The sequence below is a fragment of the Sphingobacterium athyrii genome (genome assembly GCF_003071065.1).
GTDB lineage: Bacteria > Bacteroidota > Bacteroidia > Sphingobacteriales > Sphingobacteriaceae > Sphingobacterium > Sphingobacterium athyrii.
This window is the reverse complement of sequence record NZ_QCXX01000013.1, coordinates 1-25,092: the sequence shown is the minus strand read 5'-3', so window position 1 is coordinate 25,092 and position 25,092 is coordinate 1. Positions and strand designations below refer to the sequence as shown.

Sequence of the window (25,092 nt, the reverse complement as noted above, 5' to 3'; positions counted from 1 at the left end):
GGAGTGCAATGGCATAAGCTTGCTTGACTGTGAGACCTACAAGTCGAACAGGGTCGAAAGACGGACATAGTGATCCGGTGGTTCTGTATGGAAGGGCCATCGCTCAAAGGATAAAAGGTACGCTGGGGATAACAGGCTGATCTCCCCCAAGAGCTCATATCGACGGGGAGGTTTGGCACCTCGATGTCGGCTCGTCACATCCTGGGGCTGGAGAAGGTCCCAAGGGTTGGGCTGTTCGCCCATTAAAGTGGCACGCGAGCTGGGTTCAGAACGTCGCGAGACAGTTCGGTCCCTATCTGTTGTGGGCGTTGGAAGTTTGAGTGGATCTGACCTTAGTACGAGAGGACCGGGTTGGACAGACCTCTGGTGAACCTGTTATGCCGCCAGGTGTACGGCAGGGTAGCTACGTCTGGAATAGATAAGCGCTGAAAGCATCTAAGTGCGAAACTAGCCACGAGATGAGACTTCCTTATAGGGTCGTAGGAGATGACTACGTTGATAGGCCATAGGTGTAAAGGTTGAGAGACCAAAGCCAAGTGGTACTAATAGCCCGAAGCTTTCTCAAGCAGACAGACACTGTTGTCTTCCTCTTTAATTTTTGAAGTAATCTTTCAATATATATGTCATTTAGACGTGGACATGGATACGTGCTATCTGGGACCTAACAGGATCTCAATACTCATATCTCATATCTCACATCTAAAAAGATCTTTAGGTGCCTATATCGGCGGTGTCTACCTCTTCCCATTCCGAACAGAGCAGTCAAGCCCGCCAGAGCCGATGGTATTGCCGTAACAGGTGGGAGAGTAGGTCGGTGCCTTTTTTTACACGGAAGCCCTTGCTGGAAACAGTCAAGGGCTTCTTTCGTTTAGGTCATATCTCCTTTCCGGAAGATCTTTTATTTGTCCCCCGGTTCTTTTATCTCCCTTTGCCGATACTATGCCTCCGGCCGATGTCCTCTATGAAGAAGTGTCGGGCAGTGAAACCCCGGGGAACAGGCTCGGAACTCCTGAGACCGGACGGCCACGTATTGTACTCAGTCAGCAGCCGAATAAACCATGGCCCAAGTGCTGTTGATAAGCACCCTGTCCGGAGAAAACTTGCCTTTCTTGCGTTATCATTGTAATTCTACGAGATATTCTCTAATTTAGTCGTTATAGCAAAGCAATTTATGATGAAAGCGAAACAGATATTCTTACTTAGTATTTTATTACTATTTTTTCTTAGTGGCAGGAGATTAAATGCACAAGAACAATCCTTGGATGATGGTGTTTTGCGTATACTGGCCATTGGAAACAGCTTTTCCGAGGACGCGATCGAGCAAAACCTTTATGAATTGGCCAAAGCGGGAAAGAAAAAAATCGTAATTGGTAACCTCTATATTGGCGGTGCGCCATTAAGCCTGCATGTAAGCAATGCAAAAGAGGATAAACCTGCTTATCGCTACAGGAAGATCAATCTGGAAGGCCATATGTCCGAGAAGACAAACGAACGGCTTTCAGAGGCTTTGGTTGACGAAGCCTGGGATTACATCAGTTTCCAGCAGGCAAGCCCTTTGTCGGGAGATTATGAATCCTATGCAAAGGATCTACCACTTTTATATGAGTACGTCACAAAACATGTAAAGTATCCGGAAACAAACTATATATTACATCAAACCTGGGCCTATCAGAATGGTTCATCGCATGAAGGTTTTGTCCGGTATAATCGTAATCAGAGTGCGATGTATAAGGCTATCGTAAACACCTCTCAGGAAGTCTTTAATTGGGGTAATTTTGATGTACTCGTGCCTTCGGGGACAGCTATACAAAATGCACGGTCAAGCTATCTAGGCGATCAATTCACAAGGGATGGTTATCATCTTAACTTGGATTATGGACGTTTTGTCGCGGCTTGTACCTGGTACGAGGCACTATTTAAAGAAAATGTTGTCAATAATACGTTTTTGCCACTCAAAGTGACCTATATTGAAGGACAGATAGCGCGGGAGGCTGCGCATCAAGCGGTGGTATCTCCTTATGGGGTTACCGTATTAAAGGATTTTCAGTTGATGAAATAATGTATTTATATGAGTATCAAAAAAAGCTATTTGATCGAACTGAATCACGAAACAAAAAATACGAGATGTATTTTAGATCAGATACCAGATGAAAAACTGGATTGGCCGCCGCATGAAAAATCTATAAGCCTAGGGGAGCTCACAGCGCATGTTGTGGAGTTGCATGGTTGAGTGTATAAAAATAAAGGGGATCAATTTTGATCCCCTTTATTTTTATATGCTTAACGGACTAATTATTTAGCCAACTCTTCTGCGATTGCTTTTCCGATTTCAGCTGGAGATTCAACTACACGTATACCACACTCACGCATGATTTTCATTTTTGCAGCAGCAGTGTCATCCGCACCACCAACGATTGCACCAGCGTGGCCCATACGACGTCCCGGAGGCGCTGTTTGACCAGCGATAAATCCTACAACAGGCTTAGTGCCATGTTCTTTGATCCAACGTGCAGCTTCAGCTTCCATTCCACCGCCGATCTCACCGATCATGATGATAGCTTCAGTTTCTGGGTCGTTCATTAATAATTCAACAGCTTCTTTAGTTGTTGTGCCGATGATGGGGTCACCACCGATTCCGATAGCTGTCGTGATTCCTAATCCAGCTTTTACAGTTTGATCTACCGCTTCATAAGTTAAAGTTCCTGATTTAGAAACAACACCTACGTTACCTTTTTTGAAGATAAATCCTGGCATAATACCGATTTTAGCTTCACCTGCAGTGATGATACCAGGGCAGTTTGGACCGATTAAACGAGATTTTTTGTCGCTCAGGTAAGATTTTACCTGGATCATGTCTTTCGTAGGGATACCCTCAGTAATACATACAATCACTTCGATACCCGCAGCGGCAGCTTCCATGATTGCATCTGCAGCAAATGCTGGAGGTACAAAGATAATAGAAACATTAGCTCCTGTAGCGTCTACTGCATCTTGAACAGTGTTGAATACAGGACGGTCTAAGTGTTGTTGACCACCTTTACCGGGAGTCACACCACCAACTACATTTGTTCCGTACTCAATCATTTGAGTCGCATGGTAAGTACCTTCGTTTCCAGTGAAACCTTGAACGATTACTTTTGAATCTTTATTAACTAATACACTCATTTCTTCTTTAAATTTTGCACACAAATCTACTATTTTGCTTTCTAAAATGGAAGCAATGTGGATAGGAATATGACCTTTATTGATAAATTTTTAGTTCAGATTGCGTTTTTGGATAAAATCCCAAAGGATAATGCCAATTGCGACAGATACGTTAAGTGAATGCTTGGTGCCATATTGAGGGATTTCGATACAAGTATCGATCTTTTCCATCACCTCTTCATCGACACCATTGACCTCATTTCCAAAAATTAAAGCATATTTTTTATCGGGCTTTGGTTCAAATTGATGTAACATGACACTATCATCGGCTTGTTCAATGGCAATGATGGTATAACCTTCCATTTTTAGCTGCGCTACGACATCGGTCGTTTCTTTGTGGTATTCCCAAGAGACAGATTGCGTTGCTCCCAAAGCCGTTTTTTCAATTTCTCGGTGTGGTGGCGTTCCGGTAATGCCACATAAGTATATTTTTTCAATAGCAAATCCGTCCGCTGTACGGAAGGCAGAACCTACATTGTGCATACTACGAACATTGTCCAAAATGATTGCGATAGGCGTTTTTTCTTGTTTTTTAAACGATTCAACATCTGTACGTTGAAGTTCATCCATCGATAATTTTTGCATGCCGCAAATATACTAAACCTAAAAAACAAAATAGATTTTGAATATTGAAAATAAGGTGTTATTTTTGCAGTCCGAATTACAAGAAAAAATTGAATAAAAATTAGCTAAAAAAAATGGCAAATCATAAATCAGCGATCAAAAGAATTAGAGCAAACGCTACTAAACGTTTAAGAAACCGTTACCAAGCAAAAACTACGCGTAACGCAATCAAAAAATTACGTCATACAACTTCTGCAGAGGAAGCAAAAACATTGTTACCACGCGTAATTTCTATGCTTGATCGTTTGGCAAAGAAAAATGTGATCCACAAGAAAAAAGCTTCTAACAACAAATCTAAGTTAACTAAATTCGTTAACGGTTTAGCGTAAGCTTTATGTATAGATATTGAGGGGTACAGCTCGCTGTATCCCTTTTCTTTATGTTATATACTTTGGATTTCTCTTTCCAGGCGAATAGTAATAAAAAAAGCATCAGTACTGATGCTTTTTTTATTTTATGTTATTGGCGCAGAATTATTGTTTTAGATTGGGCAATAACTCAGCGATGACTTTTTTCAATTTATTGGGATCTTTCATGTAAGGTTCCAGATCATATAGTTCCACCTTTTTGAAATCGATCGGGTGACTCTCGCTCTGAAGTGAGATGCTTCCTTTTTTCAATAGCTGCCCATCTTTTTTTACGGCAGGGTCAAAGTCTGTTACACTGCCACCTCCTATTTGAGGCTTGGTATATTGTAATACCACTTTGTCTTCAAGGATATGCTGTACAAGTGAATCTCCCAATACGAGGAAATCAGCCGTTACCCATTGATCGCCAGCATAAGTTTTTGATGTCGAGCTGACACAGTGCGGCGTAAAGAGTTTGTTATCGATGACGACATTCGTCCCCGGTGTACACAGATTGCTTGTTGTGCGTTCGTCCTTGCCATTACCACCCAAGAGCTGACCTTCGATAGATATCGGAAAATCCTGGTCTACGCCCATCGTCTTGGGATCTTGTCCATGTAGCATGGCACCGCTATTGCGCCAGGCCCAGCCTTCACCACCGGGAGCCTGCTCGCCTACAAAACGATAAGTGACACGTAATAAATAAGCGGAAAATTCTTTATCGTAGAATAGATGGCCATATTGAAAATTGAAATTATCGTAGCCATCATATCTGACTTTCAATAAACCATCTTCGACACGGAATGTGTTTTTATAGTTATCTCCAACCTTGTGGTTTCGGATTTTAGGAGTCCAATTTTTTAAATCTTTCCCATTGAACAATTGAATGGGCTTGGGTTTTTTGTCTTGAGAATTGCCAAATACGGAAGTACTGAGTAATAAAATTCCAGCACCATAGATAATATGTTTGAATTTCATCCTGAATTAGGTTTATTGACCTAATTTAGGTAAACATTTTTAAATAAGCAATTCTTTTTGTTTGACATACTCGCTGGGGCGAATACCTACGACCTTATTGAATGTATTGCTAAATGTAGGTAAACTGTTATAACCGACTTTCAATGCGACCTCATTGACACTGAGTTTTTCATCCAGTAACAATTTAAGGGCAGTTAGCATTCTGAGGATCGTATAATATTGAATAAAAGACATGTTTAATTCCTTCTGAAACAATCTGGCCAATGTACGTTCGCTGATATTAAATAGGCTCGCAAGTTTTTTAAAACTCACATTTTCTTCAATATTTTCCTCCAGATAAGTAACGATATCTTTTAATTTTTGGTGGCTTGGATAGGGCAATGCCAGCGGGAGTTCGTGCAAGGACAACTCAGGGAGGATAAGCTTAAATGCAGTCGCTAAGCTATATTTTGGTTCCTCGACGGGAAATATATTGCCATTCCAACGGTTGGTAAACATAATCAATTCAATCAGCAGATCGTTTACCGGATAGATCCCCATTTTACTGTAGAATGCAGTATCGCTGTTCGTCTTTGGAAAATATAGATTACGCATCACAACCTCCGGTGTACTCGGATGGATACTATGCTTTACACCCGCAGGAATCCACAGGTAATGCCGAGCTGGCAAAAAATATGATTTTTCATCCGTTTTGATAAAAACGACACCACCCTCGGTGTATAAAAATTGATCCTTATCATGACAGTGCTCAGTGATATGGTTCTCCGCTATGATGGCATGGTGACAATAAATGCTATCCTCAAATGAGTCGACCTCCGTCATGTAATAGCGGTTGACATATTTTGCATCGCTCGTTGTATCTTTTGTGTTCATTTTTTCCTATAAAACTACGCTGCAAAGGTAAGACTTTTTTACTAGACCTGACCTTGTTGCGCGTAAAGTGAGTGTATGCTTACATTAAAATTGCAAATAAAACACCGGAGAGTTAGTATTTACTTACCATGATTTAAATTTATTGTTTTTAATTTATTGAAAATCAGCTTTATATGAAGTAGGTCTCTTTTTTTTATAAAATAATTAGAACTATATTTTAATTTATTTTACTGATATACAGTTGTTTACTTTTGTTTCGTCTCCATTGAATAATTTTGTGTCGAATGGTAATAAATTCACGCTAGAAAAAAACACTAAAATTGTTTGTTTGAGAAATGTACACCAGGGTCTAATATCTTTTAAAATAGCGGATGTAAATAGGTTTCAATTTCTTAAGTTTACATGAATAGCGTACATAAATAAAATTATAAGGATATGGCTTACGAAAGGATAAAAATTCAGAGCTTACACGATAAGGTTATTACAGCTGCCGAAGCTGCAAAATTATTTCAGGATGGTATGGTCGTTGGGTCGAGCGGTTTTACCAAAGCTGGCGATAGTAAAGCTGTATTACCGGCTTTGGCGGAAAGGGCCAAAGAGGATCCTTTGAAAATAACGTTGATTACGGGTGCTTCCTTAGGTCATGGTACAGACGGTAAATTGGCTGAGGCCGGAGCCCTGTCCAAACGGATGCCATTTCAGGTAGATCGTACCCTCCGCAATAAGATCAATGCTGGGGATGTGCTTTTTATTGACCAGCATTTAAGCGAGACTGCTGAACTGTTGCACAATAAGAATTTGCCGCAAGTTGATATTGCCGTTTTGGAAGTCGCTGCGATCGAATCAGATGGCAGTATCGTTCCAACAACCTCCGTAGGTAATTCGGCAACCTTTGCTGCATTGGCTAAACAGGTTATTCTGGAAGTTAATACGGCTATTCCGACCACTATTAAAGGAATACATGATATCTACCAGGCTGAAGACTATCCGCGTCGTAATGTTATCCCTATTGTAGCGCCTGAAAATAAAATCGGTCGAAAGACAATCCCATTGGATCCCGGCAAGATTGTGGGTATCGTGTTTACAAATGAATTAGATAGTCCGGCCGATATTGCTGAGCCAGATGACAAAACAACAGCAATAGCAAAGCATATATTGGCTTTTTTTGAGAATGAAGTTGAACTTGGGCATCTGTCCGAGAGTCTGATGCCGCTGCAGGCGGGAATTGGAAAAGTGGCTAATGCGGTACTTACAGGCTTTATCCATAGTAAATTTCATAATTTAACGATGTTTTCGGAGGTATTACAGGATAGTACATTTGACTTAATTGATGCGGGTAAACTGGATTTTGCGTCAGCCTCTTCCATTACCGTATCAGAAGAATGTTATTCCCGTGTATTCGATCATTTGGACAAATACCGGGACAAGATCGTGTTACGCCCTCAGAACATCTCCAATACACCGGGATTGATCAAACGTTTGGGTATCATTGCGATTAATACAGCGATAGAATTTGATATATACGGCAATGTAAACTCCACCCATACTTCAGGTACCAACATCATGAATGGTATAGGTGGCTCCGGAGATTTCGCCCGGAATGCTTACTTAAGTATCTTCGTCACACAGGCGGCTTCCAAAGGCGATGCGATTTCTCATATAGTCCCGATGGTATCCCATGTAGATCATACGGAGCATGATGTTGATATCTTGGTGACAGATTACGGTTTGGCTGATCTGCGCGGGCTGGCTCCTCGTGAACGTGCGAAAGTTATTATTGAAAATTGCGTACATCCGGATTACAAAGCACAACTGTTGGATTATTACAATCGCGCCTGCGAAAGAGGTGGGCACACGCCACATTTACTGGAGGAGGCTTTCAGTTGGCATATCAATTTGAGAGAAACAGGAACCATGAAAAAAAACTAGCCAAATATAGCGCTGCTGGCTGAAAAAGAATAGGGCTACCGAGCAGATTCGGTTAGCCCTATTCTTTTATAATTTCGTACTTATTTTTCCGCGGTATCGTTTCAGATATTCTATTCCCGGGCGGCCCCTTTAGCTGTTGGACCGCTTTTGAGGATGCACATGTTCTTCTAACTGTCTCATTTTACCACGACAATTCCTAAACCAGCGGCTGTTTTTACAGGTCAGGATCTTTTTCTCTGATCCAATTTCATCAGTCCTTTAAGAGGTTACATTCGATTGTCTATTTACCAGACTTTCCCAATGCTATCTATAATGACGTAGCTGCCTTGTTCCAATTCAGACCTATGGTAATTTTTGTTCGAAACCACTGTTTGGTTTCTAAAGATTCAATCCTGTCCATGTGACGCGCTATGATTGTAGGGTGGAATTTGGCAATGGTTTTAGCACCCCAACCGATTCCCTTTTTGATATGGAAATCCGTTGAACCGGATAATGACAGCATCAGTTTGAACATGGCTTCAGCAAATTTCGGTGCCAGGCCTTTCTTTACGGCATAATGTGTGGCGACACCGACCGAGCGGACAACCCATTTATTCGAATCTTTGGTAAGCTGCTCCAATAATGGGATTGTTTTTTCTGGAAAAGTAAGGAGTGCATGTCCAAGTACACGTTCACCTATGATGTCACAGACATACCATTGGTCTCCTTTTATCATATACCCGCATGCTTTCTGGATCGACTGCTCCAGATGTATGGGGAGCTGTAGTTGTAAGATCATCCCCGCTATGACATAACTTCCCATTTCATCGGTAGCGCTCAGTGCATCCGTAAAAACGGTCTGTTCATTTTCGGGTATCCACATTGCTATTTCCTTTGCGGCATATTCCAGAAGAGGAAAACTCACTTTCTTTTTTACAAGTCCAACTTGTATAGCTATGAGAAGGGCGTCCGGTCCCTGCTGTTTCCAGCCCAGCTTAGCCTGCTCCAGGATTTCTCTGACACGGACTTTACTTGTGATTTTTTCCATCGCGGTAACCTCTTTATTTATTTTTGGTCCTTATAGATATTCCAAAAATTGTAATCTGTCATTGGTGCGTCTGTTATTCCGATATTTCGGCCTATGGTGACGATCTGTCCGCGGTGATAAGTTCGGTGGATCATCAGACGCTGAATATATTCATATACTGAAAAATCACATTGGAACCAAGGTGATTCAACTTTGACATTTTTTTCTAAATCTTCTTCCGAAAGACCTTCTACATAATCCTGAATTTTTTGCGTACTCTCAGTAATGGCGCTGAAAATACCCACTTTTTTACTGAAGGTTTTTTCAAAATCAAAATCATTGCGTTCCGAAATATGGCTCCACCAATACTCCTGTGTCTGCCAGATATGGTTCAATGTTTTTAAGCTCATAATTTTTGGTTGATTGTTTTTACATCTTTAGGTAAATATAAATATCTTTCCATACAGATTTACGATATTTAGTTCAAGTATGGAGTATTACATACTGATTAGACTATGATTGGGAAGCCTGTTAGTTTGGAATTGCATGAATAGACAGTAAAATAGAAGTAACACACCGCGAATCGAATATTTGATAGTTAGATTATAGTGTAATAAGCGCTTAATAGATGCATATGAAAGGCGATCGGCTTTTTTGGACAACAGCTAAAAAACAAACTGACAAAATAAACGGATTTTTAGGGATAAATTCTTGTATTAAAGGCATCTTTAATACAAGGAAACTGAATGATAAAAACTAAATTGATCAGAAAAATAACCAACATGAAATACTAATATGATGAAAATACAATCGAGCCAAGTTGCGGGGCTATTTTTTATTGGAATGAGCTGCTTGGCTATACCCGCCGCACAGGCACAGCAGTCGAGCACCGTCAGGCGTATTTATATCAGTCCAAAAGGCAGCGACCAGAATACGGGGACATCGGTAAAGCCTTTTGCCACAGCTGATGCAGCCCTCCGTGCCGCAGAAAAATATAAAAAGGGAAAGGCCGGTTACGGCATCGAAATTATTTTTAACGGCGGAACGTATTACCTCGACAAACCGATACAGCTCTTGGCAAATCACTCCGGTAGTAAGAGACAGCCCTTAAAGATTAAAGCCGCCGATGGAAAGCAGGTCATCCTCAGTGGGGGTAGAACCCTTGATCTAAAATGGGAACAGGGCGATAAAGGGATCTGGAAAGCTAAAGTTCCTGCTGGAGTGAGTTTCCAGAGTCTCTATGCCAATGAAAAACATTTGGTTCGGGCACGGTATCCCAATTATGATGCCTCCATATTACCCTTTCAGGGCTATGCGTCAGATGCACTGAGTCCAGCACGTATCGCGACCTGGAAAAACCCGACCGGGGGTATTGTGCATGCGCTGCACGCAGGCCGTTGGGGTGGGTTCCACTACCGTATCACAGGAAAAGAGGACTCGTCAAAAGTTATGCTTGAAGGTGGAGAGCAAAATAACCGCCCAAGCAAAATGCACGAAACCTATCGCTTTGTCGAGAATATTTTTGAAGAACTTGACACTGCTCAGGAATGGTATCTGGATGAGGCTACAGCGACACTATATTACATGCCATCCCATGGTAAGGATCCCAATCAGCTTAAGTTTGTGGCTCCCCAACTTGAAAGTTTAATCACTATTTCGGGTTCCGCTTCCGGTCCGGTACACGATATTGAAATCAGTGGCTTATGTTTTACGCATACGGCACCTACCTTTATGAAAACTTCGGAACCACTGTTGCGCAGCGACTGGACTATCTACCGGCAGGGAGCGGTAAAGATTGAGGGCGCTGAAAATTGCACCCTTCGTGCCAATGATTTTGTCGAATTGGGCGGGAATGCTGTCTTTGTGAGCAATTACAATCGCGGCGTAAAGATCAGCGGCAACCGGATTGAGCAGATCGGTGCCGGAGGCATCAATTTTGTAGGTGACCCCGAAGCTGTACGCTCACCCGCATTCCGTTATGAAAAATTTGTTCCGCTCAGTCAGATAGACACTCTCAGAGGTCCTAAAACCAATAACTACCCGATGGACTGCGAGGCCAGTGACAATATGATTCATACGATCGGTCTGATTGAAAAGCAGGTTGCCGGTGTACAGGTTTCCATGGCAGAGTCCTTGCGGATCCTGCACAACACGATTTATAATGTGCCCCGTGCGGGTATCAATGTCGGTGATGGCACCTGGGGCGGGCATGAGATCGCCTACAACGACATCTTCAATACCGTGTTGGAGACCAGTGATCATGGCGCTTTTAATTCTTGGGGACGTGACCGTTTTTGGCATCCCGACCGTAAAGAAATGGATCAGATGACAGCAGCCCATCCCAACTTAATTTTACTGGATGCGGTCAGAACAACAAAAATTCACGACAACCGCTTTCGTTGCGACCACGGCTGGGATATTGACCTCGATGATGGATCTTCCAACTACGAAATCTACAATAACCTCTGTTTAAGCGGCGGATTAAAATTGCGGGAGGGCTTTTACCGCAAAGTATATAACAATGTCATGATCAACAATGGTTTCCACCCACATGTGTGGTTTAAGGACAGCCATGACATCTTTCGTGATAATCTGGTGATGCATAGCCATCAGGATATTCAGGTTAAGTACTGGGGGGATGAGGTGGACCATAATATTTACACAAGAAAAGAAGACTTACTAAAAGATCAGACCAAGGGAGTGGAAAAACACGGACGTGTTGTTCCGTTGAATTTTGTTGATGCGATTCAGGGCGATTTTCGGTTGAAAGACTGGAAAGGAAATGGCTTCACAAATTTTGACATGCTACATTTTGGCGTCAAGGACAAAAGGCTGAAATCCCTTGCTGCCAGCCCCGAAATACCACAGTTGATCCGGTCAGGAGCGAAAGAACAGGGCCTGAAATGGGGATGGAAAGGGGGGCAGTTTAAATCTGTTGAAACTTTGGGCGAACAGTCCGCGGCTGGACTTCAATCCATCGCTGGCGTATTGGTTCTCCAGCTGGATGAAAAGAGCACACTTTACAAAAGCGGACTACGTGCCAATGATGTGATCCTGGATTACCAGGGCGAGAAAATTGAAAAATTAACCGACTTACAGCAGGCTATTAAGAAGCTGATCCATGCAGATCAGCCTAAAGTTGTTGTTGTAAGAAACCAGCAACAGCAGAAATTGGCTTTGCAATTATAACATATGATATGCTGCAAGATCAATAGTTGAATAGAAATAAAAAGAGGCTTTGGAAAGCCTCTTTTTTCTGTTTAAGTCGGGTTCGGGCCGAGTAAAGTTATTCTTGACTAAAAATGTACGATCATTCTTAACTAAACATAGGGATTAGTTTTTTGAAATCTATACTTTATTTGATGTAAAATGCTTAACTTAAAGGGATTAAAAGCTAAAAATTATGAAATTGCCAATTATCGCCTTTTTTATTTTTCTGAGTTTTTCGTTTGCTTCAGCTCAAACTGTATCAAAACAAACAGGAACTGTTGATCCTAGGGGCTGGATGAAACAGAAACTTGCTGCGGCGAAGGTCAAAACCGTGCTTAAAAACTATGATAAAATTTTTTTCGGATCAGATTCTGTCCGTATCATCGGTTTTATTGAAGGCTATAGCCCAAAGCTCGGTTTTAATAGCGGCATTATCTATTGCGGCAATCAATTGACCAAAGAAGACTATCCGGCCACAATTCGGATATATCCCGATGGCCGTTTTGAGAGCAGTTACCTGGCGGTCAATCCGGAAATGTCTTATCTATCCATCAATGGGCTTAATTACTATTATTATATCGAACCCGGCCATACCTTGGCTATGACATTGAAAGCTTCGCCGGGCGGCCAATTGGAGCTGTTGCGGTACGGTGGACCGCTTGCTCCGGAAAATCAACAGCTTGCGGATTTTAAATGGGAAAGCAACCGTAGGAAATTTTATGATCATATTCAACAGCTGTTGAAGGAAAGACCTACACAGCAGGCCAAAGAGGGAGTTATCGCTACATGGGATTCCGTCCGGCAGGATGTAAATGACCGTCTGAAGAGAGCTACCTATACCCCTAAGGTAAAGCATTTGATCCGAAGTGATGTGGATGTCAATTACGCCGCGCAGCTGATGGATCTCCAGATGTATCGCCAAGGGATTTCAAAAAGTGACAGCCTAAATCCCTACCTTAAATCCCCCCTTCCGGAAGATTACTTTGATTTTATAAAACGCCTGGACCTGAATGATCCTGCCTTATTTGTCCCGCGGGAGTTCTCGACACTTATCAACCGCTTTGAGTACTCACCGTTGTTTCCTACCACCAGCCTTTATAGCTTAATGAACAGCCAGCGGAAATTAAACTTCTACCAGGCATTGGACTCCTTAAATCGAAAAATGAATGGACCTATAGCCGGTACGCTGGTTACTGAAGCAGCAAAACTCCGGACATTGAAATTCAGGATGTCAAATGCAAAAGACACGGTACAGATGACGGAGATTTCAAATGACCTATTGAAGGTCCTGACCAATAAGGACTTGAAAAAAGAAGCCCTAGCGTTGAACGAAAGAGTGAAAAAATCCATGGGAGGTTACATTTTGCCACAGACGGCATCTGCGGCTGTATTTAAAAAACTGACCGATAAATACCGTGGTAAGGTCGTTCTTGTTGACTTCTGGTCAGAATCCTGTGGGCCCTGCCGTGCTGGGATTGAGGCGTTGAAAGAAAAACGCCTAAAACTAAAGGATAATCCCAACCTGGTATTTGTTTTCGTGACGGACAGCAGCGGTACCCCTGATATGAATTTCTATAACGATTATGTGGTCAAAAACCACATGTTCGAAAGCTATATCGTTTCGCCGGATGAGTATCTGGCGTTGCGGGAGTTATTTAAATTTAACGGCATACCTCGGTATATTCTAATGGATCCCGACGGCAAGATCCGGAATGACAATTTCCCGATGCATAACTGGCGTTATGAACTGCCCAAAAGCTATCCGCAGCTATTTACTTACGAGCAGTTGCAAGGAAGTTAAGGCGAGAAAAGCGGAACTGGTGTTATTTTGTAAAGCCATACGTAATCGTATTAGCTGTTATACGCCCGTTTTTTTAAACTCCTTAGTTATTTTTCTTTATCTCTGTTGAGTTTTTTAGTTATTTTTTCGAGTGTCTTTTGTATTTTTGATAACAAGCCGCAGTAGAGAAGAGGCTGCCGTTCGGACCTATTGTATAATGTATATACTTTTTCGTAATAGGACAAACCAAATGAATTGTTTGAATGTCATAGAAATAAACAGAGGAATAGCCAGATGAAACTTAGAGGAGATTTACAATTACGCAAATTGGGCGATGACCATATCTTAGTCTATCCCGGGCAAGATCAATTGGATGCATCCAAGGTTTATACTTTTAATGAGACTGCTGTGCAGATCTGGCTAGAACTGCAAGGAAAGGAATTTAATGTTGAAAGTGTCACTGCAGTTTTATTAGATAATTACGAGGTAGAAGAAAGTGTGGCTGAAAAAGATGCTGAAAAATTGGTAAAGCAATTTGAAAAACAAGGTTTTTTGATCTAACTGATGGACCGATAATTTTAGGAGGCATTCAATTTTAGATTACGCCTATGTCACTTTTTCTACTAGCATCGGCGACTTAATACTTCGGTCTATTCTTTTTTTTTGAGATAGATACAATAGACAGGGGATGATTTTTTACGCGTTTTGCCAGCAAAAACAGTAACTACAATAAGGTGATCTATAATAGATAGATTTTGAAATAAAATGATAGGTGATATTGGACTGTAGAAATTTAAATGGTACATTCAGCTGTGGATAAATTTGTTTCTCCTACCAGACATCGCTGGGGCGGGAACGTTAAAACCGGATGCTTTTATGATTACAACAAAGTATTTTAATTACAAACAGATCTTTAATCTTGCTGGTGTCCATTTAATCTGGCTGACGGCTTGGTGTTCTCTTGTTACCCTCGTCTATTATTTCTTTCAGTGGGAATGGATGATTATTCCTTGGCTTCCCTTGGCGCTGATTGGTACAGCAGAAGCATTTTATGTGGGGTTTAAAAATAACCAGGCTTATGATAGATTATGGGAGGCCCGAAAGATATGGGGCGGAATCGTCAACTCCAGCCGCTCATTTGTATCCATGCTTTATGCCTTTAATACCGGACAGGGCGATCAGCAGTATCTGGAAGAAATCAGAAAGAAATTAACCTATCGCCATATTGCCTGGTTGTACCAATTTCGCGAGCAACTGCTCGTTCCGACCGAATGGGAACACATCAGTCTGAAGAAGCATATCGGTGCCCTGAATGTCAAGCGACATCGGCTGATCAAAGCCGGTTTTCCGGATTATAGCCGGACGCCAATATTCTTGAATAAATATCTTTCGAGAGAAGAATATGCGTTACAGTCGGTCTATAAAAACTTTGCAACTTATCTGAACTCCCAACAGGCAAAGGATGTCAATGATTTAAAAAACGATGGGCTTATCTCGGATTTCAATCAGATGCAATTGCAGACCTGCCTCAATCAGTTTTATGATTTTCAGGGACAGGCCGAACGGATCAAAAAGTTCCCCTCGCCAAGGCAGTTTGCCAGCACGGCATTTGTTTTTAATGTTATTCTGATCATGTTAATGCCTTTGGGGCTGGTCAATGAATTTGCTAAACTGGGCCACTGGGGAATCTGGACTAGTATTCCTTTTTGTGTGGTCATTGGCTGGATCTATATTGTGATGGAACTGGTGGGGGATTATACTGAAAATCCTTTTGGCGGACTGATGTTTGATATTCCGATGTTGTCCATCTGCCGAACAATAGAAATCGATTTATTGCAGATGACAGGTGAGGAAAATCTACCTGATCCGATTGCTTCGAAAAATGGTGTTCTGGTCTAATATGCTATTCTTGTTAGGCAGGGGCTAAATAAGAATAGTCATGGTATTCTTTACCTCTGAGATCATAAAAGAGCTGTGGGTGCTCGCTATGTGCTGTAGGGAGGTTAACTTGGCCAACATAAAATGTCGATAATCTTCCATATCCCGAACACAGATCTTTAAAATATAATCGTAGTCGCCACTGACATGGAAGCATTCGGTGACTTCCTGTAAATCCATTACCTCCCTTTCAAACTGCTGTATATATTCTTTTTTATGTTGTGTGAGCTTGACATGACAGAGCACCATAAAATCTTTTGCGATCTTTTGTTTATCAAGTAAAGCGACATATTTAGAGATCACCCCGGTGTTTTCAAGTTTACGTACACGTTCATAAGCAGCCGTTACGGATAATCCGAGCTTATGAGCAAGCTCTTTGGTGGTCTGTTTGGCGTCTTCCTGCAGAAGTTGGAGTAATTTTTTATCAGTTTCGTCGAAGTGCATAGATTATTTTTTGGTTTAAAGCAGCTGTATGTAGTTGTTGTAGATATATTTTCTAAAATTTATCAATATATCAGATTTATAATCTAATATACTGATAAAGTGTTGTAATAAAATGTAAAATAACCCAATTTTATAAATAAAAAATTAGGAAGATTTAAAAATCAAATTATATAAAGATGGAAGATTTTAATGCAGCAAATGAAATACAGGATTTGCAATATTTTGGAGAGTTCGGCGGTGTAAATCCTTCGATTTGGGATAGCTCGACCTATACCTTTCTGTCCGCTAAAACCATGTTTGATACCTTTGAGGGCAATGCGGATGGCTGTTACCTATATTCGCGGCATTCATCGCCGATGAATCTATACCTTGCGCAGGCGCTGGCCAAGCTGGAAAATGCGGCTGCTGCCAATGTAACGGCTTCGGGAATGGGAGCGATAACAACAGTACTTTTGCAACTCTGTAAAAGTGGTGACCATATTATTTCCAGTCGAACCATCTACGGCGGTACCTACGCTTTCCTGAAAAATTTTTTACCGCCGTTCCATATTGAAACGAGTTTTGTTGATATTGGTAATTTTGAAGCGATCGAAGCTGCGATACGTCCCGGGACAAAAATAATTTATTGTGAAAGCGTCAGCAATCCCTTACTGGAGGTAGCTGATTTAAGAAGGCTTTCTGCCATCTGCAAGAAATATAAACTCAAACTTGTTGTAGACAATACCTTTTCGCCGCTGTCCGTCTCACCGGGCCTGTTAGGTGCAGATGTCGTGATCCATAGCCTGACAAAATTTATCAATGGTAGCAGCGATACTGTCGGTGGTGTCTATTGTGGTACACAAGAGTTTATCAACGAAACAAAAAATGTCAATTCCGGTGCCTGCATGTTGCTTGGTCCGACGATGGACAGTCTCCGCTCGGCCAGCATCCTGAAAAATCTCCGTACACTCCATATCCGCATAAAGCAACATAGTTATAATGCACATTACCTGGCCGAACGCTTTGAAAAGGATGGACTGAAAGTTTCCTATCCCGGATTGCCCTCTCATAAGCATCATGAGCTGATGAAAAACATCATGCATGCAGAGTACGGTTTTGGCGGAATATTGACCTTGGACGCCGGAACGACAGATCGTGCCAACGCGCTCATGGAGCTCATGCAAAAGGAGAACCTTGGCTATTTGGCCGTAAGCCTTGGCTTCTATAAAACGCTATTTTCCTGTTCAGGCAGTTCGACGTCATCTGAAATTCCTGAAGAGGAACGGGTGAGCATGGGAATCTCCGACGGACTGATCCGTTTTTCTATCGGCTTGGATCATGATATTGAACGTACTTATCAGCGGATGAAAGCCTGTATGGAAAAAACGGCTGTTCTGGCTTAAGGAAAATATATATGTTTTCACTTTTTATTGGGACTATTCGGCAATTCGATTGTCGTTTAAATGGTGTATCACGGTTTAATGGAGGTGTGCACCATATAAATTCTTATTCGTATTAATTGATGTTATAAGGCCGTTCAGTATTTAAAGTGCTAGCGGCCTTATTGTTGTCGGTCAGTTGATTTCTTAAACTGGTTTAAGTTAATCTGGATATTGTTGCCTTATATTTGATCTTAAAAATTTAGAATGATGTATAGTCAATTTTTTGTGCGCTTAGCTGTGGCCACAGCCTTTTTATCTGCTGTGGCGGATCGTTTGGGTTTTTGGGGAGCCCCGGGTACGGCGAATGCTTCCTGGGGAAATTGGGCCAATTTTGTCGCTTATTCCGATCAGCTCAATTTTTTTGTGCCTGCGTCAATAGGAAGTCTGCTCGCTATCGGAGCGACCATACTCGAGGTCGTTTTGGCCCTGTTGCTATTGATCGGTTATCGGACACGTTTCGCAGCGCTGTCTTCAGGGATTCTATTAACTGTTTTCGCGTTGACGATGACACTGTCTTTTGGGATCAAAGTCACGTTTAACTATTCGGTTTGGGTAGGGGCAAGTGCCTGTTTTCTCTTAGGGAGCTATCGGGATTTTCCATTTAGCTTTGATCGACTGATGAAGAAAAATCAAAAGAAATAAATATGTCTTTATTTTTCCTACATTTCCTTTAAATTCACTTCTTTCTTTTCGCCGTCTTTATCAATGCTGATCCGTTTTTCGATAGTCGCTTTATCGGTATAAGATGATCTTCCGGTTCCATAATTTGTCGTGGAACCGGTATATCCCCAATAATTGTAATAATTGGTATAACCGGATACATACGAATAGTTGTACGAATTGGTAAAGTCAAAGCTGGTCATAATAATATAGTTGCCCGGCATTAGCTCTGCAAATTCAAAGTGTCCTTCATCATCATACACCTTGGAGCGCTTGATAGCGTGTCCAAAATCTGGATCCAGTGGAACCTCGGCAACTTTTTTCTGTTTACGGATTTTCTTATTGACCTCAAGCCATTCTTCGTAGTATGCTGAATTTGGAAAAAGCATAATCTCGGTTCCTTTTGGCGCATATTGTTTTTTCGCCGTATTGACAAGACCGCCTAATCTTTTACCTGAACTTGAGCGCGCATAAGCGGTCCCGATGATGACGCTATTGCCGTTGGAGATCTGTCGGATAGCCAGTTCCTTGTCGAACCGATTTTTGATGGGCTGATAGTCCAGTTCCTCATTGACCGTGATTTCCCATTTGCCGTTGCCCATGGACATCTCCCGCTGCCAAAGTCGCCGGTCTTTCTTGTCTACTACATAATTGTAAATTGCACCTGTGTTTTCTTCCAATAAGGTGATCAGCCAGGTATCATGCTTGCCGGTTTTCGGTGAACCATAGCTATAGCTTTTGACCTCCTTGATCGTATAGTATTCAACCTGTGTATTGGATTCGTCATTATAATAGAATTGTGGGATCCGAGCTTTATAGCCTACATCCAGCGGAAGCGTCCCAATCATTAGATCCGTCCAATTAAAATCAATAAATGGCTCGGTAGGACGCAAACTCAGTTTTTTATCTTTTTTAGTTTCTTTGGAATAATAATTACCGGTGATGGTCTCGCCAAAGCTGAGATTTAATTTTGTTTTTTTGCCATCACTGGCATAGCTGATGGATTTTAATGTTTGGGGATCCACAACACTTGTCCTGACATTGATCCAGGAATTGTCCTTGGGTGTGTAGGAATTTTTTAAGGTCAATTGATTGCCTGTAGATGTGATATCATAGACCAATGATCCCTGCTTGTCCCAGTTATTATCTTTGACATAATATACGGTATAAAGCGATTTCTCTGGCTTTATATATTTAGTGTTGATATCAGGGCTTCCGGGGGCGACCATCTTTTGGCTTAATGCCACAAACGGGAGCAGGCCTGCCGCTAAAACAAGTGCATACGATTTCATATCTGTATTCCTATAGTGAATGAAACAAGCTGGTTTTTTCTTGTTTATTTTATCAATCTAAGGTAGTAAAAAAGTTTTTTATTTTTTCTCGGGGTAATTGTAAGTTTCAACCGTCATTTATATTCGTAATAATCTATAAATACTTGAGCCGTATGAACGAGGAGTTTATGCAGCTCTTTGTGATATCCGATTACCGGCAATCTTTTTCTGATCAGCTCCCGAAGAAATGTTTTACGATCAGGGAACCAACCTTGTGACTTGTAGATCAGCTACCAAGTGCCTTGAAAAAGCAATTATCTTGGCTGTTTCTCCTGCTGTTAAACCTAATGTGTCGGTAGGCGGGGATCGTGGTACCGAAATCAACTGGATGGTAAAACTCGACGGTGACAGCGGTGCAAAAAAGAAGTATATCGATGCTTTGAATACAGAGATAGAACAGTATGCCACCGGACTAAGGAACTACCTAACATCCACACCGAAGGTGATTCAGGCGGTACGTATGCAATAAACTGTTGGAATATAATACAGCATATTTGATTTAGCGATTTTCACATATGCATGTTGGGTTGATTGGAAAACCGGAGGAAAGATCGTTCCTCCGGTTATTTTTTGTCTTTTGAAAAGGAAGTTTTATGCTACCTGATCTAAGTTTTGATTACTTGGACAAAGGGGGATTTTTAGGTATTTCACCTCGATACTGGATTCTGACCTCCTTAGGAACCGGCGCATTTTTTTTATCGGACTCTGTGGCGTTCTCCTTTGCGGGTTGGCCTTTAAGTACAATTCTATCGGCTTGCGTTCCGTTGTTTTCTTTAGCTTCTGAGACGATGGTGCCAGCGGAACGCACGTTTACTTTTGTTATCGTATTTGGTTCTGCCGACCTTATTTCTGTTACCTTTGCTGATCCAGAAGGTGCAGTTCCTTTTTTTACCGTTACTACGGCATTGGGATCATTCACTTGAACATTTGAATTCAATGAAGTAGTGGCGCTCATATCCGCAGTGCCGCTTAACTTGATCCGCATAGGTTCCTGAAACTTTGCATTTCCGTTTGCATTGCTGCTTTCTACATATACTTCTTCTATTTTAGCTGGAGCATATGCTGATTCTTCTTTTTTGGAAGCGGCGTTTTTCTTAGGCTTCATTGGCGGTGCCATTTCTCTTTTAGGAGGTTTGGGCCGCATTTCTTCGGCTTTCGGAGCACCGGGCTGTTTAGCCGCAGGGGGTGCTACTGCTGGTTTGGCGGGCGCGGTCTTTTCTGTTTTGGCCGGAGTTGTTTTCTGTGCTTCGACATGTGTCGAGAACAGTAGACTAATTGCTGTTGTCAGCAATAGGGTAAGCGCAGGCATCAGCAGGAGCTTACCGCCGGTTGTTCTTTTCTGTAACATAATTAATCGTTTTTTTGTTGTTAAAAAATTAAAATTACTGGCCGGTAATGCGTTTATATCGGGTGAAGACATGCTCCACTGGATGATCAGATGTTGGTAATTCGTGCGTTCATAAACCTGTACAACAGCATCATCTGCCAAGTACTCGTGGTTTTGTCGAATGGCTTTATCGATCAGATAGACGAAGGGGTTGAACCATAATATGACCCGGATAAACTGCATGGCCATCACGTCGATGGAATGCCGTTGATTTACATGTGCCTGTTCATGTGCGATAATGGAAGAATCAATCTCTCCCCGTGTAAAGGCTTCATGGGGAACATATATACGTCTGAAGAATGAGAAAGGTGTTTTGAGGCCTTGAATAGTATAAACAGAGGGAACCGACGTAACAGATCCGCGACCAATGTAAGAGGTGAACTTGCTATAATTCAGGATATGTTTGACCAGTAGCAGCATCGCAATCAACAGATAGATCAGAACAACGGATGTATTCGTGTCCATTATCGGTTCCTGTCGATCTACTAGCGCCGGTGCGACGGCGGGCTCCATAGTTTCAGGCAGCACGGAAGCCGGATCGGTACCAAAATGAAAGAAATCAGGAATAAAAGATGGCAGGGCAGTTTGTACCAGCGGAGCAAAAAGGGCAATCGGTATAATGGCAAGCAAATAAAACCGATTAAACACCAGGAGTTTTTGCCGTTGCAAAAGAAAGATGTATACAAGATACAGTAAGCCTGAACAGGCGATCAATTTTCCCAAATAGATAATCATGTCGCTTTGTTTTTAATTTCCGAATCAATTATTTTTTTCAGCTCTTCCAGTTGCTCCCTGTTCAACTGCGATTGTTTGGTGAAAAAAGAAGCAAATTTTAAAGCCGAATTATCAAAATACGTTTCAACGATATCATTGACGTGCGCGAGATAATAACTGTCCTTGTCAAACAAAGGGTAGTACTCTCTTGAATTACCATATAGTACATAAGATATAGCGCCTTTTTCAGTCATTCGCTTTAATAACGTTGCAATTGTTGTCGGAGCAGGTTTGGGTTCAGGATAGGCTTCCATAAGATCCTTCATAAAGGCCTTTTTCATGTCCCAGATATACCCCATCAATTGTTCCTCGGTCGCTGATAATTTATTCATACTACAAATATAGAACATATTCTACATTGTGTAGAATTAAAAAGTGTTAAAAATCTATTTTGTGATTTATTTTGTTGATTTTAAATATTTTATGGTGGGAGAGAACCTAAATATTGCGAAGACTTTTTCTATAATAAAGGTTTCTTTTTAGGATTGGTATTGAAATATTCTTTTTTAAACTGGAACATTTGCGCCATCTTTTGTGCACGCCATTTGGCTTCTTCGGCTTTTTCGCCCTTGTACAGACGGTCCACAGTCGCTTCAAATAACAGAAGCCAGTGGTCGAAATGCTTTGCTTCGATCGGAAGGGGAATATGAGGTGGAAATGGGCTGCCGAAGTAGGTATGTTCATCCAAGAGGATGGTCTGCCAAAAGCGATACATCTTTTCCAGGTGTTGGGCCCATCTGTCTTGGATGCGTTCCTGAAAAATTGGTCCAAGAAGACTATCCTGACGGACAGTGCCGTAAAACTGATCGACTAATATTTTGATGTCCGCAATGGACTGAATATCCTGCTTCATGGGAATACGTGTATAGTTTTGTGAAGCGGATACTGCTTAACTGTAGCTGCCCCACGGTATATAATAAGTTAAATTTAAGTAGAATAATGGAGAAATGAATCAGGCTGATGTAAAGAAGCCTGTTAAAAATATTGGATTTTTCTTTTATTGTGAGTAATTTGAATGCACATTTAGGGAAAAAACAGATGGGAAAATACACTTTTTTTGTCCTGCTGCTGCTGGGATGCTCCGTCGCGCAGGCACAGATTACCGATATTACGGTCAATAAAGAAAACTTTCAATCTTCGGGCTTTCCGTTTAAAGGCAAACGGGTGTTGCAGGTTGAGCGTATACAGACCGCAAAGGAAGATAATTATATCATTTTTTCAAAAGAGGAACGTGGAGCAGATCCAGATAAACTGTATGCGCAACAATTTCAACGAATCGATGGTATGTGGGTGCCAATAGTGGAAGAAACTATTCAGGAAGATGGTATTATTACTTCCGTCTGGGAATCCCGAAAAGCTTTTTTTGATGCAGACAAAGACGGAAAATTGGATGCGGTGTTTATTTATTCCAGACATCCGAAGGATAATGTCGAAAAGCAGTTGAGCTGTATTGCGCTGGTTTTATACAAAGGACAATTTTATCGTATGCGAGCAGAGGCGGAGGACGGGTACGAAAAAACGACGTACTCGGATAATTACGCTTCTTTGCCCGCGGAAGTAAAAGAGTATGCGGAACGTTATTGGCAAAACCTGGACAAAAGATAATTTATTATTGTCCATCTGCCCGCAATTCTGCTTCAAAAGGCAAAGAATGCTCAGACTGGTTATTGTTGCCGATGTAAACTTTTGATCGCTGGGAGCCTTTATTGAATGGATGCCAATAGTTGCTTTTCCTCTTCGTCTTGAGTTTTACCGATGACATAACGGGAAATGTTCTGATGTTTGAGCTCGTCAATGGTTCGGATGACATCTTTCGTCCGTGCTTCTTTGCTCGGTTTGATCAGGACAATCATATCTTTCGTATTGGGCATAGTACTGATCTTCCCTTTGAGCTGTGCGACCACCTGTGCCAATGTCTTTTCTATATCGGCTGGTTTTTCAGATGAAGCAATAGGTTTCTTAAAGTCACCATGATACCACATAAATTTTCCATCGCCAAGGATCAGGGTTGCTGTCCGGTTTTCATCAATAAAGACCGGGCTATCCACATCGTCTTTTGTTTTGTCTGGCATGGCAATATCCATTGCCGCAGGTTTGTTTAGGGTTGTGGTCAGCATGAAAAAGGTAATCAGAAGGAAGGCAAGATCTACCATCGCCGTCAGATCCACCTTTGGAGCCATTTTACGGCTTCTAATTTTTTTCTTTCCGCTTTCCCGTGTTTTTTGGTTTAATTCTGCCATGATCTTTATTATTTAGGTAACAACTATTGTTCATTCTCATAGATATGATGTTTAGAATGCGCGAATTCCATATTTTTTTATAACGAAATTCATTTTATCTTACTTCTTATAGAAGTAATTTAGGATTAAGGTCAGATAGGAATGGTATTATAAAAAGAGAAGCAATGTTTCCTTTGTCGGAAATGGAATAAAAAAGATGAGTAACTTGGTAACAAAAAATATGGAACAGGATAATGGACTTGTCTACACGGATATTGCATCACCTTTAGGGAAAATAAGGCTTGTAGCTACCATTCGTGGTCTTACTGCTGTATTGTGGGAAGGAGAAGATTATACCCGTACAAAGCTATCAATACCGCATAGAGATGATGATGCTCAAATATTATTGCTTGCAGCGCAACAACTTTTTGAGTATTTTGATCGCAAACGTACTATTTTTGACCTGCCGCTGGATATGCAGGGTACAGCTTTTCAGCTTAAAGTCTGGAATGCCTTATTGGCTATTCCATACGGTCACACGACAACTTATGGGGATTTGGCGCGCCAGCTAGGTGATATAAAAGCTGTGCGTGCAGTCGGAGGTGCATTGAATAAAAATCCGATATCTATTATTGTACCTTGTCATCGGATCATTGGTGGATCCGGTAAACTTGTTGGTTTTGCTGGAGGTCTGAAAAACAAATCTATTCTTATTGATCTGGAGAGGAAAGATCGGACACCTACGCTTTTTGATTGAAAACAACTCGACCAGTCTTTACTTATACACCCCTTACAATTTTTATCGACGATAGTATTCAAACCCCGCAGCGGTTTTTTCCAAAGCCCGATAGCATGCAAAAAGCCTTTCATTTCTGAAAGGCTTTTTCTGCGGAGAGTGAGGGATTCGAACCCCCGAACCTGTGACAGTTAACGGTTTTCAAGACCGCCGCATTCGACCACTCTGCCA

Annotated in this window: 25 protein-coding genes, 1 tRNA gene and 2 rRNA genes; 15 read left to right on the top strand and 13 right to left on the bottom strand. The window is 41.6% G+C overall.

What is annotated here, in order from left to right; all coding sequences use genetic code 11:
• The 4 genes from DCO56_RS28825 to DCO56_RS29435 all read left to right on the top strand — a co-directional run.
• Window positions 1-566, top strand: a 23S ribosomal RNA gene (locus tag DCO56_RS28825); the annotation flags it as partial.
• 145 nt (window positions 567-711) lie between these two features.
• Window positions 712-823 (top strand): 5S ribosomal RNA (gene rrf / locus DCO56_RS28820).
• Between the two features lie 348 nt (window positions 824-1,171).
• Complete coding sequence (locus DCO56_RS28815; RefSeq protein ID WP_241254927.1) at window positions 1,172-2,059, top strand: DUF4886 domain-containing protein; 888 nt, start codon at window positions 1,172-1,174, stop codon at window positions 2,057-2,059.
• Between the two features lie 9 nt (window positions 2,060-2,068).
• Window positions 2,069-2,230 carry a hypothetical protein gene (locus DCO56_RS29435; protein WP_165305687.1) on the top strand — a complete coding sequence of 54 codons (162 nt, stop codon included), beginning with the start codon at window positions 2,069-2,071 and terminating at the stop codon, window positions 2,228-2,230.
• A 62-nt stretch (window positions 2,231-2,292) separates the two neighbouring features.
• Here DCO56_RS29435 and sucD read toward each other — a convergent pair whose 3' ends face one another.
• Both sucD and DCO56_RS28805 read right to left on the bottom strand, forming a co-directional pair.
• A complete protein-coding gene (gene sucD / locus DCO56_RS28810; RefSeq protein ID WP_077438675.1) occupies window positions 2,293-3,165 on the bottom strand; it encodes a succinate--CoA ligase subunit alpha in 873 nt (290 codons plus the stop codon).
• Window positions 3,166-3,255: 90 nt separating this feature from the next.
• The gene (locus DCO56_RS28805) at window positions 3,256-3,789 is read right to left on the bottom strand and encodes an RNA methyltransferase (RefSeq protein WP_108637120.1); all 534 of its coding nucleotides are present in this window, start codon (window positions 3,787-3,789) and stop codon (window positions 3,256-3,258) included.
• Between the two features lie 113 nt (window positions 3,790-3,902).
• On the opposite strand from DCO56_RS28805, the gene rpsT reads away from it, so the two are divergent.
• Window positions 3,903-4,157, top strand: coding sequence for a 30S ribosomal protein S20 (rpsT, locus tag DCO56_RS28800; RefSeq protein ID WP_046671646.1), 255 nt, complete (start codon window positions 3,903-3,905; stop codon window positions 4,155-4,157).
• A 144-nt stretch (window positions 4,158-4,301) separates the two neighbouring features.
• Here the strand turns inward: rpsT and DCO56_RS28795 are convergent, their stop codons facing one another.
• A complete protein-coding gene (locus DCO56_RS28795; protein ID WP_108637119.1) occupies window positions 4,302-5,153 on the bottom strand; it encodes a 3-keto-disaccharide hydrolase in 852 nt (283 codons plus the stop codon).
• 39 nt (window positions 5,154-5,192) lie between these two features.
• Window positions 5,193-6,026, bottom strand: coding sequence for a helix-turn-helix transcriptional regulator (locus DCO56_RS28790; protein ID WP_104385895.1), 834 nt, complete (start codon window positions 6,024-6,026; stop codon window positions 5,193-5,195).
• 435 nt (window positions 6,027-6,461) lie between these two features.
• Between DCO56_RS28790 and scpC the strand changes: the two genes are divergently transcribed.
• Window positions 6,462-7,955 carry a succinyl-CoA:acetate CoA-transferase ScpC gene (gene scpC, locus DCO56_RS28785; protein WP_108637118.1) on the top strand — a complete coding sequence of 498 codons (1,494 nt, stop codon included), beginning with the start codon at window positions 6,462-6,464 and terminating at the stop codon, window positions 7,953-7,955.
• A gap of 307 nt (window positions 7,956-8,262) precedes the next feature.
• On the opposite strand, the gene DCO56_RS28780 is transcribed toward scpC, so the two are convergent.
• On the bottom strand, window positions 8,263-8,982 hold the full coding sequence (locus DCO56_RS28780; RefSeq protein WP_108637117.1) for a DNA alkylation repair protein: 720 nt from the start codon (window positions 8,980-8,982) through the stop codon (window positions 8,263-8,265).
• A gap of 17 nt (window positions 8,983-8,999) precedes the next feature.
• The gene (locus tag DCO56_RS28775) at window positions 9,000-9,371 is read right to left on the bottom strand and encodes a DinB family protein (RefSeq protein WP_108637116.1); all 372 of its coding nucleotides are present in this window, start codon (window positions 9,369-9,371) and stop codon (window positions 9,000-9,002) included.
• 385 nt (window positions 9,372-9,756) lie between these two features.
• Here DCO56_RS28775 and DCO56_RS28770 point away from each other — a divergent pair, with 385 nt between their 5' ends.
• The 4 genes from DCO56_RS28770 (at window position 9,757) to DCO56_RS28755 (ending at window position 15,850) form a co-directional block, all read left to right on the top strand.
• Window positions 9,757-12,150 carry a PDZ domain-containing protein gene (locus DCO56_RS28770; RefSeq protein WP_108637115.1) on the top strand — a complete coding sequence of 798 codons (2,394 nt, stop codon included), beginning with the start codon at window positions 9,757-9,759 and terminating at the stop codon, window positions 12,148-12,150.
• Window positions 12,151-12,364: 214 nt separating this feature from the next.
• Window positions 12,365-13,972, top strand: coding sequence for a TlpA family protein disulfide reductase (locus DCO56_RS28765; protein WP_108637114.1), 1,608 nt, complete (start codon window positions 12,365-12,367; stop codon window positions 13,970-13,972).
• A gap of 273 nt (window positions 13,973-14,245) precedes the next feature.
• Complete coding sequence (locus DCO56_RS28760) at window positions 14,246-14,512, top strand: PqqD family protein (protein WP_108637113.1); 267 nt, start codon at window positions 14,246-14,248, stop codon at window positions 14,510-14,512.
• A 315-nt stretch (window positions 14,513-14,827) separates the two neighbouring features.
• The gene (locus DCO56_RS28755) at window positions 14,828-15,850 is read left to right on the top strand and encodes a bestrophin family protein (RefSeq protein ID WP_108637123.1); all 1,023 of its coding nucleotides are present in this window, start codon (window positions 14,828-14,830) and stop codon (window positions 15,848-15,850) included.
• A gap of 24 nt (window positions 15,851-15,874) precedes the next feature.
• On the opposite strand, the gene DCO56_RS28750 is transcribed toward DCO56_RS28755, so the two are convergent.
• Window positions 15,875-16,333 carry an Lrp/AsnC family transcriptional regulator gene (locus tag DCO56_RS28750; RefSeq protein WP_108637112.1) on the bottom strand — a complete coding sequence of 153 codons (459 nt, stop codon included), beginning with the start codon at window positions 16,331-16,333 and terminating at the stop codon, window positions 15,875-15,877.
• 176 nt (window positions 16,334-16,509) lie between these two features.
• On the opposite strand from DCO56_RS28750, the gene DCO56_RS28745 reads away from it, so the two are divergent.
• Window positions 16,510-17,715, top strand: a complete 1,206-nt coding sequence (locus DCO56_RS28745) for an aminotransferase class I/II-fold pyridoxal phosphate-dependent enzyme (protein ID WP_108637111.1) — start codon at window positions 16,510-16,512, stop codon at window positions 17,713-17,715.
• A 243-nt stretch (window positions 17,716-17,958) separates the two neighbouring features.
• Complete coding sequence (locus DCO56_RS28740; RefSeq protein WP_108637110.1) at window positions 17,959-18,396, top strand: DoxX family membrane protein; 438 nt, start codon at window positions 17,959-17,961, stop codon at window positions 18,394-18,396.
• Between the two features lie 17 nt (window positions 18,397-18,413).
• Here DCO56_RS28740 and DCO56_RS28735 read toward each other — a convergent pair whose 3' ends face one another.
• Window positions 18,414-19,706 (bottom strand): DUF3108 domain-containing protein, encoded by a 1,293-nt coding sequence (locus DCO56_RS28735; protein ID WP_108637109.1) that lies wholly within the window; start codon window positions 19,704-19,706, stop codon window positions 18,414-18,416.
• A gap of 226 nt (window positions 19,707-19,932) precedes the next feature.
• On the opposite strand from DCO56_RS28735, the gene DCO56_RS28730 reads away from it, so the two are divergent.
• Window positions 19,933-20,214 carry a hypothetical protein gene (locus DCO56_RS28730; protein ID WP_108637108.1) on the top strand — a complete coding sequence of 94 codons (282 nt, stop codon included), beginning with the start codon at window positions 19,933-19,935 and terminating at the stop codon, window positions 20,212-20,214.
• 147 nt (window positions 20,215-20,361) lie between these two features.
• Here the strand turns inward: DCO56_RS28730 and DCO56_RS28725 are convergent, their stop codons facing one another.
• The 3 genes from DCO56_RS28725 to DCO56_RS28715 all read right to left on the bottom strand — a co-directional run bounded on the left by DCO56_RS28725 (window position 20,362) and on the right by DCO56_RS28715 (window position 22,759).
• On the bottom strand, window positions 20,362-21,867 hold the full coding sequence (locus DCO56_RS28725; RefSeq protein ID WP_108637107.1) for a M56 family metallopeptidase: 1,506 nt from the start codon (window positions 21,865-21,867) through the stop codon (window positions 20,362-20,364).
• Window positions 21,864-22,238 (bottom strand): BlaI/MecI/CopY family transcriptional regulator, encoded by a 375-nt coding sequence (locus tag DCO56_RS28720; protein ID WP_104385877.1) that lies wholly within the window; start codon window positions 22,236-22,238, stop codon window positions 21,864-21,866. The genes DCO56_RS28725 and DCO56_RS28720 overlap by 4 nt, the downstream gene beginning before the upstream one ends.
• A 128-nt stretch (window positions 22,239-22,366) precedes the next feature.
• Window positions 22,367-22,759, bottom strand: coding sequence for a group III truncated hemoglobin (locus DCO56_RS28715; RefSeq protein WP_108637106.1), 393 nt, complete (start codon window positions 22,757-22,759; stop codon window positions 22,367-22,369).
• Window positions 22,760-22,944: 185 nt separating this feature from the next.
• Here DCO56_RS28715 and DCO56_RS28710 point away from each other — a divergent pair, with 185 nt between their 5' ends.
• The gene (locus DCO56_RS28710) at window positions 22,945-23,511 is read left to right on the top strand and encodes a hypothetical protein (RefSeq protein WP_108637105.1); all 567 of its coding nucleotides are present in this window, start codon (window positions 22,945-22,947) and stop codon (window positions 23,509-23,511) included.
• 98 nt (window positions 23,512-23,609) lie between these two features.
• Here DCO56_RS28710 and DCO56_RS28705 read toward each other — a convergent pair whose 3' ends face one another.
• Window positions 23,610-24,146: an ExbD/TolR family protein gene (locus tag DCO56_RS28705; protein WP_108637104.1), complete on the bottom strand. Its 537-nt coding sequence runs from the start codon at window positions 24,144-24,146 to the stop codon at window positions 23,610-23,612.
• A gap of 196 nt (window positions 24,147-24,342) precedes the next feature.
• On the opposite strand from DCO56_RS28705, the gene DCO56_RS28700 reads away from it, so the two are divergent.
• The gene (locus tag DCO56_RS28700) at window positions 24,343-24,882 is read left to right on the top strand and encodes a methylated-DNA--[protein]-cysteine S-methyltransferase (RefSeq protein ID WP_241254928.1); all 540 of its coding nucleotides are present in this window, start codon (window positions 24,343-24,345) and stop codon (window positions 24,880-24,882) included.
• A 135-nt stretch (window positions 24,883-25,017) separates the two neighbouring features.
• Here the strand turns inward: DCO56_RS28700 and DCO56_RS29430 are convergent.
• A tRNA-Ser gene (locus DCO56_RS29430) sits at window positions 25,018-25,091 on the bottom strand.
• Window position 25,092: the final 1 nt, after the last annotated feature.